Genomic DNA, 16,279 nt, shown 5'->3' with positions numbered 1-16,279 from the left:
CTCCCGCGGGGTCAGCCGCCGAGCTGTTCCAGCAGCACCTGGGCGTGGCTGCGCTCGGGCGTCTTCGACGCCGTCAGCAGGGTCACGCGGCCCTTGCGGACGGACTCACGCAGGCCGTCGAGGAGTTCGGCGGCCTCCGGGGCGTCCAGTTCCGCCTCGTAGCGGCGGCGGAACTCCTCGTAGGAGCCGCCGCCGTGGAACCAGGTGCGCAGCTCGGCCGACGGAGTGAGCCCCTTGGGCCACTCGTCCACGTGCGCCTCGCCCTTGGTCATCCCGCGCGGCCAGAGCCGGTCGACCAGGACCCGCAGGCCGTCGTCGGGATCGGGTTCTTCGTAGATCCGGCGTACCCGCACGCTCATGGCCGGGACCCTCCTTCACACCAGGGGCCGTTTCCGCGAGCGTACTGCGCCCGCCCGGCACGCGCCGGTCGGCGCCACTTGGCCGGAATCAGACGGAGCCCGGGTCACCGGGGCGCCTAATCTGTGGGCCAGCCGAGCACCAGCCCCCGCACAAGGAGCGCACGTGACGCCACCCCGCAGACAGCCCGCACGCCGCCGTGGCACGGCATTCGGCCGCCGGACGGTCCTCGCCACCGTGCCCGTCGCCGTCGCCGCCCTCCTCGGCGCCGCCGCACCGGCAGGGACGGGCACCACCGGAGCGGCCGGCGCGGGCGACCCCTACTTCCCGCTCAGCGGCAACGGCGGCTACCACGTGCGCCACTACGACCTGACGCTGCGCTACCAAAGCGGCGGCCGGCTGTCCGGCACCGCGGTCCTCACCGCCCGCGCCACCCAGCCGCTCACCCGCTTCGACCTCGACCTGAAGGGGCTGACGGTCGACGGCGTCACCGTCGACCGCGCCGCGGCCACCGCCGTCGCACGCTCCGGACAGGAACTCGTCGTCACCCCGCGCCACGCCCTGCGCACCGGCCAGGACTTCACGGTCACCGTCCGGTACCACGGCACCCCGAAGCCGGTCACCGACCCGGACGGCTCGGCGGACGGCTGGATCCCCACCGACGACGGCGCGTTCGTCGCCAACGAACCGCAGGGCGCCATGACGTGGTTCCCGGCGAACGCCCACCCCAAGGACAAGTCGTCGTACGACTTCACGATCACCGTGCCCAAGGGCCGCACCGCCGTCGCCAACGGCGTCCTGCTCGGGCAGCGCACCGCCGGGGGCGAGACCACCTTCCGCTGGCGCGAGACCCAGCCGATGGCCGCCTACCTGGCCACCGCCACCATCGGCACCTTCCAGGTCCACCGGTACACCACCCGCGACGGCATCCAGGTGTACGACGCCGTCGACCCGCGCGAGGCCGCGGCCGCCGCCCCGGTGCTCGCCAAGCTGCCCTCCGTCCTGGAGTGGGAGAGCAAGCTGTTCGGGCCCTACCCGTTCAAGTCCGCAGGGTCCATCGTCGACCACGCGGACGTCGGCTACGCCCTGGAGACCCAGACCCGCCCGCTCTACGACTCCGCGCCCGACATCCTCACCCTCGTGCACGAGAGCGCCCACCAGTGGTACGGCGACTCGGTGTCGCTGACCTCCTGGAAGGACATCTGGCTCAACGAGGGCTTCGCCACCTACGCGGAGTGGCTCTACTCGGAACAGCACGGCGGCGCCAGCGCCCAGAAGGCCTTCGACGCCCTCTACGCCCGCCCGGCGGACGACGGGCTGTGGGCCTACCCGCCCGGCGACCCGGGCAGCGGCGAGAACATCTTCGGCAGCCCCGTCTACGAGCGCGGCGCCATGGCCCTGCACGAGCTGCGCAAGGCGGTCGGCGACACGGCCTTCCTCCGCATCCTGCGCGCCTGGGCCACCGGGCACCGCTACGGGCACGGCACCACCGCGCAGTTCGTCCGGCTCGCGGAGAAGGAGTCCGGAAAGCGGCTGGAACCCCTCTTCCGCACCTGGCTGTTCACGAAGGGCAAGCCGAACAGGGGCTGAATTCTTACCATTTCCACATAACCGTCGGCGAAGCTCGACAGCATGATCAACCGCAGAACCGCCGTCGGCCTCCTCGCCTCCCCGCTGCTGCTCACCGGCTGCGGCGGCGGGGCCGGGGGGACCGGGCGCCGTACGCCGGCCACCCGGCCGGCACCCGCGACGGGCACCACCTCCCAGGCCGACCAGGCCCACCAGGGCATACCCGGACTCGGACCCCTCCGCTCGGCGGCGATACCGAAGCAGTGCGGCCAGGTCGTCGTCGCCACCGGGCGCGGCCCCGACTCCCCGCAGTGCACGGTCGTCCTGCACCAGCGCACCGCCGACGGCTGGCAGGCGGGCCCCGGTTGGCCCGCGCACAACGCCCTGCGCGGCTGGAGCGCCCACCACATGCTGAACGACCTGCGCTCCCCGCTCGGCGTCTACACCCTCTCGGACGCCGGGGGGCTGCTGCCCGACCCGGGCAGCAAGCTGCCCTACCACCAGTCCCTCCGGTTCCACTCGCCCGGCACCGGCTTCGAGGGCGAACCCCTGGACGGCTGCTTCGACTACGTCATCGCCATCGACTACAACCGCAAGCCCGGCACCTCCCCGCTGGACTGGACCCGCCCGCTGGGCGAGAAGCGCGGCGGGGGCGTCTGGCTGCACGTCGACCACGGCGGCCCCACCCACGGCTGCGTCAGCGTCTCCAAGGGACACATGAAGGAGCTGCTGCGCACCCTCGACCCGGCGCGGCACCCGGTCGTCGCGATGGGGTACGCCGACTGGCTCGCCGCTTGAGCCGCTTAGGATCCGCACTTGTGTGCGCACATGTGCTGGTCGCCGAGGACGACGAGAAACAGGCCGAACTCATCCGCCGCTCCCTGCTGGCCGAGGGACACACCGCGACGGTGGTGCACGACGGCGCGGCCGCGCTCGACGCGGCCCGCCGCCTGCGGCCCGACCTGCTCGTCCTCGACCTGATGCTGCCGGTCCTCGACGGCTTCGACGTCTGCCGCCGGCTGCGGCGGGACGACGGTGAGCCGGCGGTGCCCGTGGTGATGCTCACGGCCCGCTCCGGCGAGGACGACCTGCTGCTCGGCCTCGACCTGGGCGCCGACGACTACCTCACCAAGCCGTACAGTCCGCGCGAGCTGATGGCCCGCATCCGCACCGTGCTGCGGCGCAGCGGCCGGGCGCGCGGCGACGACCCGGCCGTGCGGGCCGCGGGGATCAGCGTCGACCCCGTGCGGCACGAAGTGCGCCGCGACGGCGCGTTGGTGGAGTGCACCCCGGCCGAGTTCCAGATCCTGCTGGCCATGGCGGCCGAGCCCGAGCGGGTGTTCACCCGGCACCAACTCCTCCAGTGCACCCGGGGTTTCGACCGGTCCTCCACCGAACGGGCCATCGACGTGCACATCATGAACCTGCGCCGCAAGATCGAGGCCGACCCCCGGCGTCCGGTCCGGCTGCTCACCGTGTTCGGCGTCGGCTACAAGCTCGGCGGGGGCCGGATGTGAGGGTGCGGACACGGCGGGGGAGCAGGCGCCCGGCGGCGCGGCGGCGGATCCCGTTGCGCAAGCGGCTCCTCGTCCGCCTGCTGTCCGTCTCGGCGCTGATCGCCGTCTGCTCGGTGGCGGCCACCGCCTGGCTCGCGGTGACCACCACCACCAGCGCCCTGAAGGAGGAGCAGGGCCAGGACCTCGCCGTCGACAACAGCATCCTCGCGCAACTCAGCGGGTACGCGGCCGCGCATCCCGACTGGTCCGGCGTCCACCGCACCGTGCGCGAGCTGGCCGAGCGCACCGGCCGCCGGATCGCGCTCACCACCCCCGACCGCGCCCTGCTGGCCGACTCCGCGCCCCGCGGCACCCCGCTGCCGCCCCGGCCCGCCGCGGGCGTCGACCCGCTGCGCACCGACACCTACAGCGAGACCGGCGCCCAGCTCAGCGGCATCGACCCGCGCGCGGTCGGCCCGTATCTGCTGCCCGCGAGGGAACGCGCCCAACTGGCCGCGCTGGCCGACCGGGACCAGCGGTGCTACGCCCGCTACGGCATCCGGGTCACCGTGGCGCGCACCCCCAGCGGACGCCCCGTGCTCGCCGACACCGACGGCGCCGACCCCGCCGGCTACGGCCTCACGGACTGCGGGGACGGACGGCTGAGCGGCCCCACACCGACCGAGCGCAGGGCCCTGGACGCGTTGTCCGGCCTCGCCCGCCCCTGTCTGCGCCAGGCGGGCCTGGCGGTCGGCGACCGGCCGCTGTTCCCCGTCTACGAGCCGAACGCCAAGGACCACTTCGGCGGCGGCCCGCTGCTCGCCAAGCTCGCCGCCGCCGGGGGCGGCACGGTCCGGGCGGCCCAGAGTTGTCTGCTCACCGCCCGCCGCACCCAGCTGGAGCCCTATGTCGCCCCGGGCGCCGAACTGTTCCTCGGCATCGGCGACCGCAACCCCTCCCGCTTCGACATGTCCCCGGCCAACAAGGCCAAGGTGGTCTCCGCCGCCGGACTGGTCCTCGCCGTCACCGTCGCGGTGACCGCCGCCGTCGCGGTCCGGCTGGTCCGGCCGCTGCGCGCGCTGACCGAGGCCGCGCAGGCGCCGCCCGAGCGGCATGTGCGGGTACCGGTGACCACCCGGGACGAGACCGGCATCCTCGCGGAGGCGTTCAACGCCCTCACCGAGCGCCGCGAACGCCTGGAGGCCCAGCGCAAGGCCATGGTCAGCGACATCGCGCACGAACTGCGCAGCCCGCTGACCAACATCCGCGGCTGGCTGGAGGTGATGCGCGACGGCGTGGTGGAGCCCGACCCGGGTCTGCTGGACTCCCTGCACGAGGAGGCGGTCGTCCTCCAGCGGATCATCGACGACCTCCAGGACCTCGCCGCCGCCGACGCGGGCACGCTGCGTCTGCACCGCGAGCCGCTGCCGGCGGCGGAACTGCTGGCCCAGGTCGCCGCCGCGCACCGGGTGGCCGCGGACGCCGCCCGGGTGACGCTGGTGACCGAGGCCGACCCCGCCGTGTGGCTGGACGCCGACCCGGTGCGGATGCGGCAGGTGCTCGGCAACCTCGTCTCCAACGCGCTGCGGCACACCCCGCCCGACGGCACGGTCACGCTGACCGCCCGCCGGGACGGCGCGGACGCGCTGCTCACCGTCGCCGACACCGGCTCGGGGATCGCCCCCGAGGATCTGCCGCGGGTCTTCGAGCGGTTCTGGCGCGCGGAGAAGTCCCGCAGCCGCCGCACCGGGGGCAGCGGGCTCGGGCTGTCCATCGTCCGCCAGCTGGTCGCCGCGCACGGCGGCACCGCGGAGGCGGCGAGCGAGCCCGGCGCGGGTTCGGTGTTCACCCTGCGGCTTGCGGCCGGGGAAGCGCCGGGCGAGGAGCCGTGAGCGGGGCGTCGTGGGGTGCCGTGGTCCGGTTCCCCTCGCGTCCCGGGGGTACCCCGGAGATCATGAGCGCATCGGACGACCTGCCCACCGTGTCCACGCTCGCCGAGGCGGCCGAGCTGGTGGCCTGGCACCGCGGCCTGTACGTGCGTTGGTCCAGGGGACCCGGCGTCGACCTCCGCGCCGTCTCCAGCATCGACGAGCTGACCGGCGTCCTCATGCCCGGCCTGTCCGCCAACCCCCTTGACGTGGAGGACTGGTGGGGTGACCGCCCGCTCCGGCTGTGGACGGCCCGTCGCCTGTACGACTACGCGCACCTGCCCCACGACAAGGGGCCCGGCGTGCGCCCCTGGGTCCTCACGGGCCGGGAGAACGGCCGGGGCCCCGACAACGAGCCCCTGGTGACCGAGGTCGAGCCGCTGTGCTGGATCGCCGACGAGGTGATCGAGGCGGCCCGCACGGAGGTGAACCGGCAGGAGCGGGAGTGGGGCACCCTGCGCCGCGGCGGCTGAACCGGCGCCCGGTCAGCCCGAGCGCGGGTGGGAGCGGGCCCGGCGGCGCAGCGTCCGGCGCTCCACCTCGGTGGTACCGCCCCAGATGCCGATGCCCTGGCCGGTGTCCAGCGCCCAGTCGAGGCACTGCTGCCGGACCGGGCAGCGCCCGCACACCACCTTGGCCCGCTCGGCCTGCACCTGCGCGGGCCCGGTGCTGCCTATGGGGAAGAAGAGATCGGGGTCCTCATGACGGCACGCGGCATGATCGCGCCAGTTCTCCATGGAAGTCTCCTGGATCGGATCGGGAATGACCGTGTCCTGTCGAAGGCGTTCCGAGTTCGGGTGACCGGTCGTAGCGGAGTGAAACGGCGGCGGCCGCATCGGGCCGGGGATCCTCGTCCGGCCGATGTCTTTCGGCCACCTCTGGCTTTCAGCCTCGCAGGGCCTCGGCCGCCGTGGCCGTCACCGCGTCGGCCAGTGCCGCCAGCGCGGGGGAGTCGAGCTTCCACTGCTGCCAGTACAGGGTGACGTCCATCCACTCGCCGGGCGCGAGCAGGGTCAGCAGGCCCTGGTCCAGCAGGGGGTACGCCTGGACCTCGGGCACCATGCCCCAGCCGAGGCCCGCGGCGACCGCGTCGAGAAAGCCCTCCGAGGTGGGCACGTAGTGCCGGAGCGGACCGGCCGAGGCACCGCCCAGCCGGCGGACATAGGCGTCCTGGAAGTCGTCCTTGCGGTCGAAGACCACCACGGGCGCCGTGGTCAGGCCGTCCACCAGGGGCCGGCCGGCGATCCGGGTGCGGGCGAACTCCGGTTCCGCGGCCGGGAGATAGCGCATCCGGCCGAGCGGACGCGCCGTGCAGCCGGGCACCGGGTCGGGCGACGAGGTCACCGCCGCCATCACCAGCCCCTCGCGCAGCAGCACCGCCGTGTGGCCCTCGTCCTCGCGGTGCAGCTCGAAGCAGAGCCCCGGTACGCGGCTCAGCGCCGGCAGGAACCAGGTCGCCAGCGAGTCCGCGTTCACCGCGACCGACACCCGGGTGGGCTCCCCGGCCCCGCTGAGCCCCAGCTCGCCCCACGCGTCCCGTTCGAGCCGGGCGAGCTGGCGGGCGTAGCGCACCAGCACCGCGCCGGACTCGGTGGGCCGTACCGGTTTGGTCCGTTGCAGCAGCACCCGCCCGGTGCGCTGTTCGAGGGCCTTGACCCGCTGGCTGACCGCCGACGGTGTCACGTGCAGGGCGGCGGCCGCCGCGTCGAAGGTGCCCTCGTCGACCACCGCGAGCAGCGTCCGTACCTGGTCCAGGGGAAGGTCCATCACGAGCGCTAAGGATACGTAAGAATCTTTAGCTGTACTTGGCCCGCCGGCGTCCTTAGTTTCGAACGCATGAACAACACCGCCCTGACCGCCGCGGTCGCCGGGTTCGGCACCGGCATGTCCCTGATCGTCGCCATCGGCGCCCAGAACGCCTTCGTCCTGCGGCAGGGGGTGCGCCGGGACGCCGTCCTCGCCGTGGTCGGGATCTGCGCCCTGTCCGACGCGGTGCTCATCTCCCTCGGCGTCGGCGGTGTCGGCGCCCTGGTGGTGGCCTGGCCGGGCGCGGTCCGCGCGGTGGGGATCGTCGGCGGCGTCTTCCTGCTCTGCTACGGGCTGCTCGCCGCGCGCCGGGTGGTGCGGCCGGCCGCCACCGGCCTGACCGCGGTGGGCGAGGCGGCCGGTTCCCGGCGCCGTGCGGTGCTCACCTGTCTGGCGATGACCTGGCTCAATCCCCATGTCTATCTGGACACCGTCTTCCTGCTGGGTTCCCTCGCCGCCGACCGGGGCCCGCTGCGCTGGACCTTCGGGCTCGGCGCCGTGCTCGCCAGCCTGTGCTGGTTCACCGCGCTCGGCTTCGGCGCCCGGCTGCTCGGCCGGTACCTGGCCCGGCCCGGCGCCTGGCGGATCCTGGACGGCCTGGTCGCCGCCACCATGCTCGTGCTGGGCGGCTCCCTGCTCCTCGGGGGCTGAGCACGGGGTGTCCCGTCGCCGAAGGCCGAGACGGGTCTCCCGGTCGAACGGATGCGATAGTTAGGCTCTCGAACTGAAAAGATGTAACGAGCAACCAGGACATCCGTGAACACGAGCGAGAGCACGACCGAGACCGGCGACGACGCCCCGACGGCCGACAACCCGCCCCGCCGGGGCTGGCGGCGCTGGGCGATGGACACCCGCCCGCTGCGCATCCCCGCCTACCGGCGCCTGTGGTCCTCGACCATCGTGACCGCCGTGGGCAGTCAGCTCACCGCGGTCGCCGTACCCAAGCAGATCTACGACATCACCCACTCCTCGGCCTGGGTCGGCTACGCGAGCCTCGCCGGTCTGGTGCCCATGGTGGTGTTCGCGCTGTGGGGCGGGGCGGTCGCCGACACCGTGGACCGCCGCAAGCTGCTGCTGGTGACCAACATCGGCATCGCGGTGACCTCCCTGCTGTTCTGGGCGCAGGCCGTCGGCGGGCTGGACTCGGTGGTCGTCCTCATGGTGCTGCTCGCGCTCCAGCAGGCCTTCTTCGGTCTCAACTCCCCGGCCCGCAACGCCTCCATCGCCCGGCTGGTCCCGGCCCCGGAACTGCCCGCGGCCAACGCGCTCAGCTCCACCGTGATGCAGACCGGACTGGTGGCCGGCCCGCTGCTCGCGGGTGTGCTGATCCCGGCGATCGGGCTGCCCGAGCTGTACCTGATCGACGCGCTCGCGCTGTGCGTCACCGTGTGGGCCGTCTTCCGGCTGCCCGCGCTGCCCCCGCTCGGCGACGGCCCGGCCCGCCGTGCCGGGGTGCGCGCGATAGCCGACGGGTTCCGCTACATATCCGGGCACAAGGTACTGCTGCTGTCCTTCCTCGCCGACATCGTCGCCATGGTGTTCGGCATGCCCCGCGCCCTGTTCCCGCAGCTGGCCGCGCAGACCTACGACGGATGGGGCGAGGGGCTCGCGCTCGGCGTGCTGTTCGCCGGCATCCCGGTCGGCGCGGTGCTCGGCGGGCTGTTCTCGGGCGCCTTCTCCCGGGCCCGCCGGCACGGCTGGATGGTCATCGGCGCGGTCGTCGGCTGGGGTGTGGCCATCGCCGGATTCGGGCTCAGCGGCAATCTCTGGGTCGCGCTGGCCTTCCTCGCCGCGGCCGGTGTCGCGGACATGATCTCGATGGTCTTCCGGGGCGCGATCCTGCTGTCCGCCGCGACCGACGAGATGCGCGGCCGGATGCAGGGCGTGTTCACCGTCGTGGTGGCGGGCGGCCCGCGGCTGGCCGACGTGCTGCACGGCACCGCCGGCTCCCTGTTCGGTCCGCGCGCGGCCGTCGCGGGCGGCGGCGCCCTGGTCGTCGTGCTGATGCTGGCCCTGGCCGCGGCCGTGCCGGCGCTGCGGCGCTACCGGATCTGAGGACGGGACCGCCTTCCGGGCCGGCCCGCTCGGCGGACCCGGAAGGACCGGCCCTACATCGGACTGCGGCGGCCCAGCGTGTACTGCTCCATCAGCCTGCCGCGGGTGATCTCCAGCCGGTGGGCGAGGATCTCGGCCACCGAGCGCACCAGCGACAGCCCGAGCAGCGGGTCCTCCACGCACAGCGCGAGCACCGAGGGCCCGTCGAACTCGTAGGCACGCACATTGCTGAAGGCCACCGAGCCGAAGTCCCACTGGTACGGCGGGAAGAGCCAGGACCAGCCGAGCAGGTCGCCCGCGCCGAGCGTGGCCACGGTCACCCGCCTGCGCGCGGTGACCTCCTGGTCCAGATGGACCGCGCCCGAACGGATCACCCAGAACCGGTCGGCCGTGCCGCCCGCCTCGAAGATACGGGTGTCCTCCGGGAAGGACACCTCCTTGGCCAGCTCCATCAGGCGCTCGCGCTGCGCCTGGGGCAGGGCGGTCAGCAGTTTTATCGCTTTGGTCATGGCGCGGGCTCCTCGCCGGCGGCGGTTCGGGTGCTGCGGGGCTCTGTGCGGGCCGGGTGCGTTCGTCACACCCATTTCAGCCGCTGGCGCCGCCCAGGGCACCTCGAAGGGCGCGGTTTTCTTCTCGTCCGCCGTCGTGCGGGCAGAAAAAAGCCCTGGCTGGACGGGGGAGGCCAGCCAGGGCAGTTCAGGGTGAGGCGGGGGATCGGAGACCCGCTCCGCATCACTTATGAATGAACGATAAACCACTCGGGGGCGATTCACGCAACCGGACACCGGCCTAGGTGACCCGTCTCACGCCCTCCGTCGTCAGCGGGGGCCCGCCGGGCCGGACGATCTCCTCCAGCACCCGCAGCACCGCCTCGTACGCCCGTGCCCGCACCGCGGCCTCCCGCGCGCCGTCCGGATCGCTGGCCGTCAGGGCCTGGGCGCGATCCGCCCAGAGTCGTTCCCCTTCGGCCGCGCGATCCCTGCCCCGCTGGATGCGCCGCAGCAACTCGTCCGCGTCCACCACGTCGGTCATGTGGCACGGGTACCCAGTCCGGGCGCGGTGATGACACCGGCACCCAGCGTGTTTGAGCGGGCCGCCAAGGGTGAGCCGGAGAGGGAGAGAGCGCGTATCCCGGCAGTGCCCAGGGAGGGAAGGGATGCCAGACATACACCGGACCGGCCGCTGCGCCCCGACGGACGAACCCCCGCGCCGGCCGCCGTGCCGCCCGGCCGACGCCCGCAGGGCCGTTCAGCGCGTGGTCACCGACCGATGCCGGGCGCGGCATCTGCCGCTCCGCCAGCAGACCATGGACGACGCACTCCTGGTCACCTCCGAACTCACCACCAACGCCATCGTGCACGGCGGCGGCATCACCGGCTTCGACGTGGAGGTCGACTCCGGGGGCGTCCGGGTCTCGGTGAGCGACCGCAGCGACGAACTCCCGGTCGCCACCGCCCCCGTCGACGGCCACGCCCCCACCCGCCGCCACGGCCGGGGCTGGCCCATCGTCTGCCACCTCGCCCGCGACGTGCGCGTCTGCGAGCTGCCATGCGGAGGCAAGCGGATCACGGCGGTGGTACCGCTGGGCTGAGCGCGCCGGGCGCCGCCCCAGGGCCTCAGTCCGGGCCCGGGGGCCCTGCTCGCCACACCCGCCGGACGCCCCGCTGTCCGCGTCCGCGTTCGCTTCCGTGAAGAACGCGCCGGCGACCGTCGCGCCGCGCCGCGCGCCGATCCCACCCGTGCACCACACCCGTTCTCCCACGCCACACCCCCGCCACCGCACCCCCTCACCAGCGCTCCGTGATTCCTTCCGGCGCGGGTGTTTGCCCCCGGGGCCGGGGGGCAGACGGAATTTCGTGCTTCGGACCGGAGGCGCGCGCCCGGCGGGAACGTCAGGACCGGGTCCCCTCTCGGTGGGCCCTGGGCGTTCCCGCGGCGAACCCTGACAGCACCGTTCGGGCCAGAACCGGAATCACGTTCCGGCAGTGCCCAGACACCACGTTCAGGAGCGAATCCGCATGCTGACCGATATGTCGACAAGCCGTCCCGGCACGCCCGCCACCACCGCCGCGACCGCACGGCGGAGCCACGACGACGCTCCCGACACCGTGGAGCTGTTCACCCGGCTTGCGGCCCTGGACGACGGTCCCGAGCGGGACGCCGTACGCGATGAACTGGTCGCCGCCTGGCTGCCCATGGCGCATCGTATCGCCGGCCGGTTCCGCGACCGCGGCGAGTCCGTGGAGGATCTGCGCCAGGTGGCGGCGCTGGGCCTGGTGAAGGCCGTCGACCGGTACGACCCCTCGCGCGGCGCGTTCGAGAGTTACGCCGTGCCGACCATCACCGGCGAGGTCAAGCGCCACTTCCGCGACCGGATGTGGGCCCTGAGGGTCCCGCGCCGGGTGCAGGAACTGCGCAACCGCGTACGTGTGGCCCGCCGGGAACTCATGCAGAACCCCGGCAGCCCGGAACCCACCGTCGCCGACATCGCCGCCCACACCGGGCTCAGCGAGGAGGACGTCGCCGCCGGCCTGGAGGCGCTGGAGAGCTTCAGCACGCTGTCCCTGGACGCCGAGCTGTCCAGCGGCGACGACGGCTACAGCCTCGCCGACACCCTCGGCGCCGCCGACGGCTCGTACGACGTCGTGATCGACCGCGAGGCCGCCAAGGAAGGACTGCGCCGGCTGCCGGAGCGCGAGCGGGCCATCCTCTACATGCGCTTCTTCGAGGACATGACGCAGAGCCGGATCGCGGACCGGCTCGGCATCTCCCAGATGCACGTCTCCCGGCTGATCAGCCGCAGCTGCGCCCGGGTCCGCGACGAGGCACTGGGCGCCCGCCGCGCGGGCGGCGCCGCCTGAAGGCGGCGCGGAGGCGTCACCGCGTCGCGGACGGCGTCTCCGAGCGCAGGCCCAGCGGGCGGGCGAGGCCGGACACCGCCTCGTCCAGCCGCTGGAGATGGCGCAGCACCCGGTCGGTAACCCGGCCGTAGCGAGGGGTGCGCAGGGTTCCCGGCTCCAGCATCGACGCGATGCTGGAGCCGGTTTCGATCTCGCCCCCCGACCGCGGGTCCGCCACGTGCGCGGCGATCGTCTCGATGTTGCGCACGATCCGGGCGCCCGCCCCGCGCAGCCGGGGGTCCGCGGCTATCGCCGGATGCGTCGGCAGCAGCTCCGCCGTCGCCGCGAGCGAACGCCCGTGGTACGCGCAGGTCTCCAGCAGCGCCACCACATAGCGGGCGGTGTTGCGGCGGGTGCGCATCGGGGTGATCGGATGCGTCAGCGGCTGGGTGGCCGAGCGCAGGTCGGCCAGCGCCTGGTCCAGCTCACGCGCCTGCTCCACCAGATCGCCGCCGCTCCCGCCGCTGAGCTGGTCGACGGCGGCCCGCGTCACCTCGGCCAGCCGGTCCAGCACCTCCACGAGCAGCTCGTTGGTGCGGCGGTTGGTGTGGATGGGCAGCACCACCGCCGCCGCGATCACCCCGCAGGCCGCGCCCAGCGCCGTCTCCTCGATCCGCAGCACCAGGACGGCCGCGCTGTAGGTGTTCAGCAGCGTGTACAGCAGCCCCAGGGCGGCGGTGACGAAGAACGACATCAGCGTGTACGACAGCGGCGCCGTGTAGAACATCGCGAACACGAACAGCAGCACCAGCGCGAACGCGGTCCAGGTGTGGTGCCCGACGAGCCCGGCGAGCCCGATGCCGGCGACCACGCCGAGCACGGTGCCCACCAGCCGCCGGTATCCCTTGACCAGGATCTCCCCGGTGGACGCGGTGTTGATGAAGACGATCCAGCAGGTCAGCACCGCCCAGTACCAGCGCTGGCTGGAGAGCAGTTCGCCGCCCAGGATGGCCAGCGAGGAGCCGACGGCGATCTGCACCGCGGCCCGGGTGGTGGGCCGGCGCAGCCCGCCCGGCTCGGCGGCCTCGGGCTCCGTCTCCTCGCTGACCTCGATCGCGGCGTCCTCCGCGTCCAGCTCCTCGCGGGAGCGGGCGGTGGCGGGGGAGTCGTCGGACTCGTCCTGCGGCCCGTCGAGGGCGATCCGCAGCCCGAGCGCGGCGCGGGCCGCCTCGCCGAGCCCGCGGAAGACGTCCTGCACGGCGGGCGAGGCCTGCGGCAGGTTCTCCTCCTCGCGGTAGCCGAGCAGCCGGTTGCGCACGTGCGCCAGGGCGGTTCCGGCGGCCTCGTTGGCCGGCCGCAGCGCCAGCAGCCGCAGCGCCCTGAGGTCCCGGCGCAGCGCGGCCGTCGCCTCGTCGCGCACCGGCAGTTCGCCGCCGGAGGGCAGCGGGGCGCCCGGCAGGTGCAGGGTGAGGGTGTCGGTGCGCTCGGCGCTGCGCGCGGTGAGCAGCAGCAGCCCGAGCCGCTCGGAGGCGATCTCGGCGTCCGCGACGCGCCGTTGCAGCAGCCGGGCCACGGACTTTTCGGAGGTGCCGTCCTCCAGCCGGCCCTGGATCAGCAGCGCCGTCTCGTGCAGCCGCGCGGTGCCGGTGCGCAGCTCCTCCAAGACCTTCTCCACCTCCTCGGGCCCCGCGTCCAGCAGCTCGATCTGGGTGTCGATCAGCTGGGCGAGGCGGGCCCGGAAGGCCTGCCGCATCCGCTCCAGGGTGCCCGCCGGGGTCTGCGGCAGCAGCACGAACCGGACCAGGGCGCCGCACACGAACGCGGTCAGGACGACGCCGTACAGCTTCGGCAGCAGAGCCGGTGTGGCGTGCACGAACAGGGAGAGGAAATAGGTCTGGAACCCGATCAGGCCGAGCGCGGTGCCGCGGTCGCCGAACCGGCGGCCGTAGACGGCGCAGGCGATGAGCACCACGAAGAACAGGTCGCCCGCGATCACGTACCGGCTCAGCAGTGTGCCGAGGGTGACGGAGACGAGCGCCACCGGAAGCCCGATGGCGAGGGTGACGGCCTGCGGGCCGCGCTGCTTCTCCCGGATCGCGAAGGTGGCCACCATCGCCGCGATGGCCCCGGCGACCAGCAGCGGCACCGGGGCGCGCAGGGCGGCGAGCACCGCGAGGGTGAGGGCGATCGAGGCGACCGTGCGCAACCCCGCCGTGAGCCGGAGCAGTCCGGGATCCCACGCCGCGAGCCGGTCCCACATCCGTACCCGCCCCGACCGTCCCACTGCCCTCACGCCGCCGCGCTCTCCCGTGTCCGTGAACCCGTGCCAGAAATCGATCTACGCCCCAGCATCGCACGAGCGACCGGATCAGCTGCTTTCGGCCAGGGTCGCGGCCACCAGAGCGTTGGCGTGCCCGTGGCCCAGTCCGTGCTCGGACTTGAGCCAGGCCACCAGTTCCATGTGCTTGGTCAGCGGCGAGGAACGGATCAGCTCCTGCCACGCGCCGATCGGGCGGCCGTACTTCTTCTCGATGGACGGGAAGTAGCTTGCCGGGCCCTTCACGGCCTGCTTCTCGGTCATCTGCGCGCGCTCCTTCGATGCGACGTTCTCCGGTCACCGGAGAAGACCGCCGACCGGTGGCGAACTGATCGGCGGCCCCTGGTGACCCGTGTCACATCACTGGCTGCCGATGGCGCGGCCCTCCGCCCGGGCCCGCACCTGTTCCGGCGTCAGATAGGAGTCGGTGAACTCGAAGTCCTTCAGCCGGGCGGGCTTGCGGGCCTGGAAACCGGTGCGGACGAAATCGTCGCCGGCCGCCGCGTTGAGCAGCCAGTTGGTCATTACCCGGGCCTTGGCGACGCCCGTGCGCAGCGCCGACCAGTGGTAGCCGCGGGCCACCGCCTGTGCGGGCACCCCGCGCAGCTCGACGCCGAGCGGCTTGGACACCGCGTCCTTGCCGCCGAGGTCCACGACCAGGCCGAGGTCCTTGTGGACGTACGGGTGCAGCGGCTCCCCGCGCAGTGTCGCGATGACGTTCTCGGCGGCCCGTTTGCCCTGGCGCGAGGCGTGCTGCGCGGTCGGCGGGCAGATCGCCCCCTCCTGGCCCTTGGCGAGGTCGGGCACCGCGGCGGAGTCGCCGAGCGCGAACACCCCGTCCTGGCCCGGCACGGTCAGCTCGGGGTCCACGAGCAGCCGGCCGCGGACCGTCTCCGCGCCCAGCGTGGCGATCAGCGGACTGGCGACCACGCCGGCGGTCCAGATCAGGGTGCGCGTGGGCACCACCCGGCCGTCGGTGAAGGTGACCTCCTCCGCCCCGGCCTTGTCGAGCGAGACCCCGAGGGAGACGTCGATGCCGCGGCGCCGCAGGATCTCCTGCGCGCTGCGGCCGAGCTTCTCGCCCAGCTCCGGCATCAGCTTGGGCGCGATGTCGATCAGATGCCACCTGATCAGGCCCGGGTCGAGCCGCGGATAGCGCCGTACGGCGGCGTGCGTGAGCCGTTGCAGACACGCCGCGGTCTCGGTGCCGGCGTACCCGCCGCCGACCACCACGAACTGGAGCCGCGCGGCCCGCTCGGCGGGGTCGTCGCTGGCGTCGGCCAGGTCCAGCTGGGAGATGACGTGGTCACGGATGTAGGCCGCCTCGGCGAGCGTCTTCATGCCGAAGGCGTGCTCGGTCAGCCCCGGGATGTCGAAGGTGCGGGTCACACTGCCGGGGGCGAGCACGATGTAGTCGTACGGCTCGTTCACGATCTTGTCGGTGATGGTCCGGATCACGCAGACCTTGGCCTTCAGGTCCACGCCGATCGCGCCGCCCGGCAGGATCCGGGTGCGGTACCGCCTGCTGCGGCGCAGCGAGAGCGCGATCGACTGCGGTGTGAGCACACCGGAGGCGACCTGGGGCAGCAGGGGCAGATAGAGCTGGTAGGAGACGGGCGTCACCAGGGTGACGTCGGCCTCGTCGGGGGCGAGTTTCCGCTCCAGGCGGCGGACGCACTCGACTCCGGCGAAGCCGGCGCCAACCACCAGGATCCTGGGTCGTGTCACGGTGTCCATCCCTTTCTGCGGCTCCAGGCGGCGGTCCGACTCGTCGCCGTTCGCATGCCCTGGATCGATGCGCACCGACTCCGATCCCACCGCGCCCCGGGCCGTTGTGCCAGCCGGGTGCGGCAGGCAGACGAATGCGGGCCCCCGCACGCGGTGGAGTAACCGGCTGAGGCGTGGTTACAC

Annotated in this window: 17 protein-coding genes; 9 read left to right on the top strand and 8 right to left on the bottom strand. The window is 73.4% G+C overall.

The window, feature by feature from the left end:
- Positions 1-11 precede the first annotated feature (11 nt).
- Positions 12-359 carry a DUF488 domain-containing protein gene (locus BLW85_RS05525; RefSeq protein WP_074991110.1) on the bottom strand — a complete coding sequence of 116 codons (348 nt, stop codon included), beginning with the start codon at positions 357-359 and terminating at the stop codon, positions 12-14.
- A 163-nt stretch (positions 360-522) separates the two neighbouring features.
- Here BLW85_RS05525 and BLW85_RS05520 point away from each other — a divergent pair, with 163 nt between their 5' ends.
- The 5 genes from BLW85_RS05520 (at position 523) to BLW85_RS05500 (ending at position 5,823) form a co-directional block, all read left to right on the top strand.
- Positions 523-1,947 carry a M1 family metallopeptidase gene (locus BLW85_RS05520; RefSeq protein ID WP_070026675.1) on the top strand — a complete coding sequence of 475 codons (1,425 nt, stop codon included), beginning with the start codon at positions 523-525 and terminating at the stop codon, positions 1,945-1,947.
- Between the two features lie 42 nt (positions 1,948-1,989).
- Positions 1,990-2,724: a L,D-transpeptidase family protein gene (locus tag BLW85_RS05515; RefSeq protein ID WP_074991108.1), complete on the top strand. Its 735-nt coding sequence runs from the start codon at positions 1,990-1,992 to the stop codon at positions 2,722-2,724.
- A gap of 20 nt (positions 2,725-2,744) precedes the next feature.
- Positions 2,745-3,443, top strand: coding sequence for a response regulator transcription factor (locus BLW85_RS05510; RefSeq protein WP_070026677.1), 699 nt, complete (start codon positions 2,745-2,747; stop codon positions 3,441-3,443).
- A gap of 53 nt (positions 3,444-3,496) precedes the next feature.
- A complete protein-coding gene (locus BLW85_RS05505; protein ID WP_244174817.1) occupies positions 3,497-5,314 on the top strand; it encodes a sensor histidine kinase in 1,818 nt (605 codons plus the stop codon).
- Positions 5,315-5,376: 62 nt separating this feature from the next.
- Positions 5,377-5,823, top strand: coding sequence for a DUF6098 family protein (locus BLW85_RS05500; RefSeq protein WP_074995983.1), 447 nt, complete (start codon positions 5,377-5,379; stop codon positions 5,821-5,823).
- A gap of 12 nt (positions 5,824-5,835) precedes the next feature.
- Here the strand turns inward: BLW85_RS05500 and BLW85_RS05495 are convergent, their stop codons facing one another.
- A complete protein-coding gene (locus tag BLW85_RS05495; protein WP_074991103.1) occupies positions 5,836-6,087 on the bottom strand; it encodes a WhiB family transcriptional regulator in 252 nt (83 codons plus the stop codon).
- Between the two features lie 148 nt (positions 6,088-6,235).
- The gene (locus BLW85_RS05490) at positions 6,236-7,117 is read right to left on the bottom strand and encodes a LysR family transcriptional regulator ArgP (RefSeq protein WP_074991100.1); all 882 of its coding nucleotides are present in this window, start codon (positions 7,115-7,117) and stop codon (positions 6,236-6,238) included.
- A gap of 69 nt (positions 7,118-7,186) precedes the next feature.
- On the opposite strand from BLW85_RS05490, the gene BLW85_RS05485 reads away from it, so the two are divergent.
- Together BLW85_RS05485 and BLW85_RS05480 are read left to right on the top strand one after the other, a co-directional pair.
- Positions 7,187-7,807 (top strand): LysE/ArgO family amino acid transporter, encoded by a 621-nt coding sequence (locus tag BLW85_RS05485; RefSeq protein WP_070026681.1) that lies wholly within the window; start codon positions 7,187-7,189, stop codon positions 7,805-7,807.
- 105 nt (positions 7,808-7,912) lie between these two features.
- A complete protein-coding gene (locus BLW85_RS05480; RefSeq protein WP_074991098.1) occupies positions 7,913-9,211 on the top strand; it encodes an MFS transporter in 1,299 nt (432 codons plus the stop codon).
- Positions 9,212-9,264: 53 nt separating this feature from the next.
- On the opposite strand, the gene BLW85_RS05475 is transcribed toward BLW85_RS05480, so the two are convergent.
- Together BLW85_RS05475 and BLW85_RS05470 are read right to left on the bottom strand one after the other, a co-directional pair.
- Positions 9,265-9,720: a cyclic nucleotide-binding domain-containing protein gene (locus BLW85_RS05475; protein ID WP_070026683.1), complete on the bottom strand. Its 456-nt coding sequence runs from the start codon at positions 9,718-9,720 to the stop codon at positions 9,265-9,267.
- A gap of 280 nt (positions 9,721-10,000) precedes the next feature.
- On the bottom strand, positions 10,001-10,243 hold the full coding sequence (locus BLW85_RS05470; RefSeq protein ID WP_070026684.1) for a hypothetical protein: 243 nt from the start codon (positions 10,241-10,243) through the stop codon (positions 10,001-10,003).
- A 124-nt stretch (positions 10,244-10,367) separates the two neighbouring features.
- Between BLW85_RS05470 and BLW85_RS05465 the strand changes: the two genes are divergently transcribed.
- Together BLW85_RS05465 and BLW85_RS05460 are read left to right on the top strand one after the other, a co-directional pair.
- Positions 10,368-10,802 carry an ATP-binding protein gene (locus BLW85_RS05465; RefSeq protein ID WP_074991095.1) on the top strand — a complete coding sequence of 145 codons (435 nt, stop codon included), beginning with the start codon at positions 10,368-10,370 and terminating at the stop codon, positions 10,800-10,802.
- A 427-nt stretch (positions 10,803-11,229) separates the two neighbouring features.
- A complete protein-coding gene (locus BLW85_RS05460) occupies positions 11,230-12,072 on the top strand; it encodes a SigB/SigF/SigG family RNA polymerase sigma factor (RefSeq protein WP_074991093.1) in 843 nt (280 codons plus the stop codon).
- Positions 12,073-12,088: 16 nt separating this feature from the next.
- On the opposite strand, the gene BLW85_RS05455 is transcribed toward BLW85_RS05460, so the two are convergent.
- From BLW85_RS05455 to BLW85_RS05445, 3 genes are all read right to left on the bottom strand, one after another.
- On the bottom strand, positions 12,089-14,311 hold the full coding sequence (locus BLW85_RS05455; RefSeq protein WP_070026687.1) for an FUSC family protein: 2,223 nt from the start codon (positions 14,309-14,311) through the stop codon (positions 12,089-12,091).
- Positions 14,312-14,419: 108 nt separating this feature from the next.
- Positions 14,420-14,632, bottom strand: a complete 213-nt coding sequence (locus tag BLW85_RS05450; protein WP_074991091.1) for a DUF4287 domain-containing protein — start codon at positions 14,630-14,632, stop codon at positions 14,420-14,422.
- A 96-nt stretch (positions 14,633-14,728) separates the two neighbouring features.
- Positions 14,729-16,105 carry an NAD(P)/FAD-dependent oxidoreductase gene (locus BLW85_RS05445; protein ID WP_070026689.1) on the bottom strand — a complete coding sequence of 459 codons (1,377 nt, stop codon included), beginning with the start codon at positions 16,103-16,105 and terminating at the stop codon, positions 14,729-14,731.
- Positions 16,106-16,279 lie beyond the last annotated feature (174 nt).

The organism is Streptomyces misionensis (genome assembly GCF_900104815.1).
Lineage (GTDB): Bacteria > Actinomycetota > Actinomycetes > Streptomycetales > Streptomycetaceae > Streptomyces > Streptomyces misionensis.
This window is presented reverse-complemented; position numbering and strand designations above follow the sequence as displayed.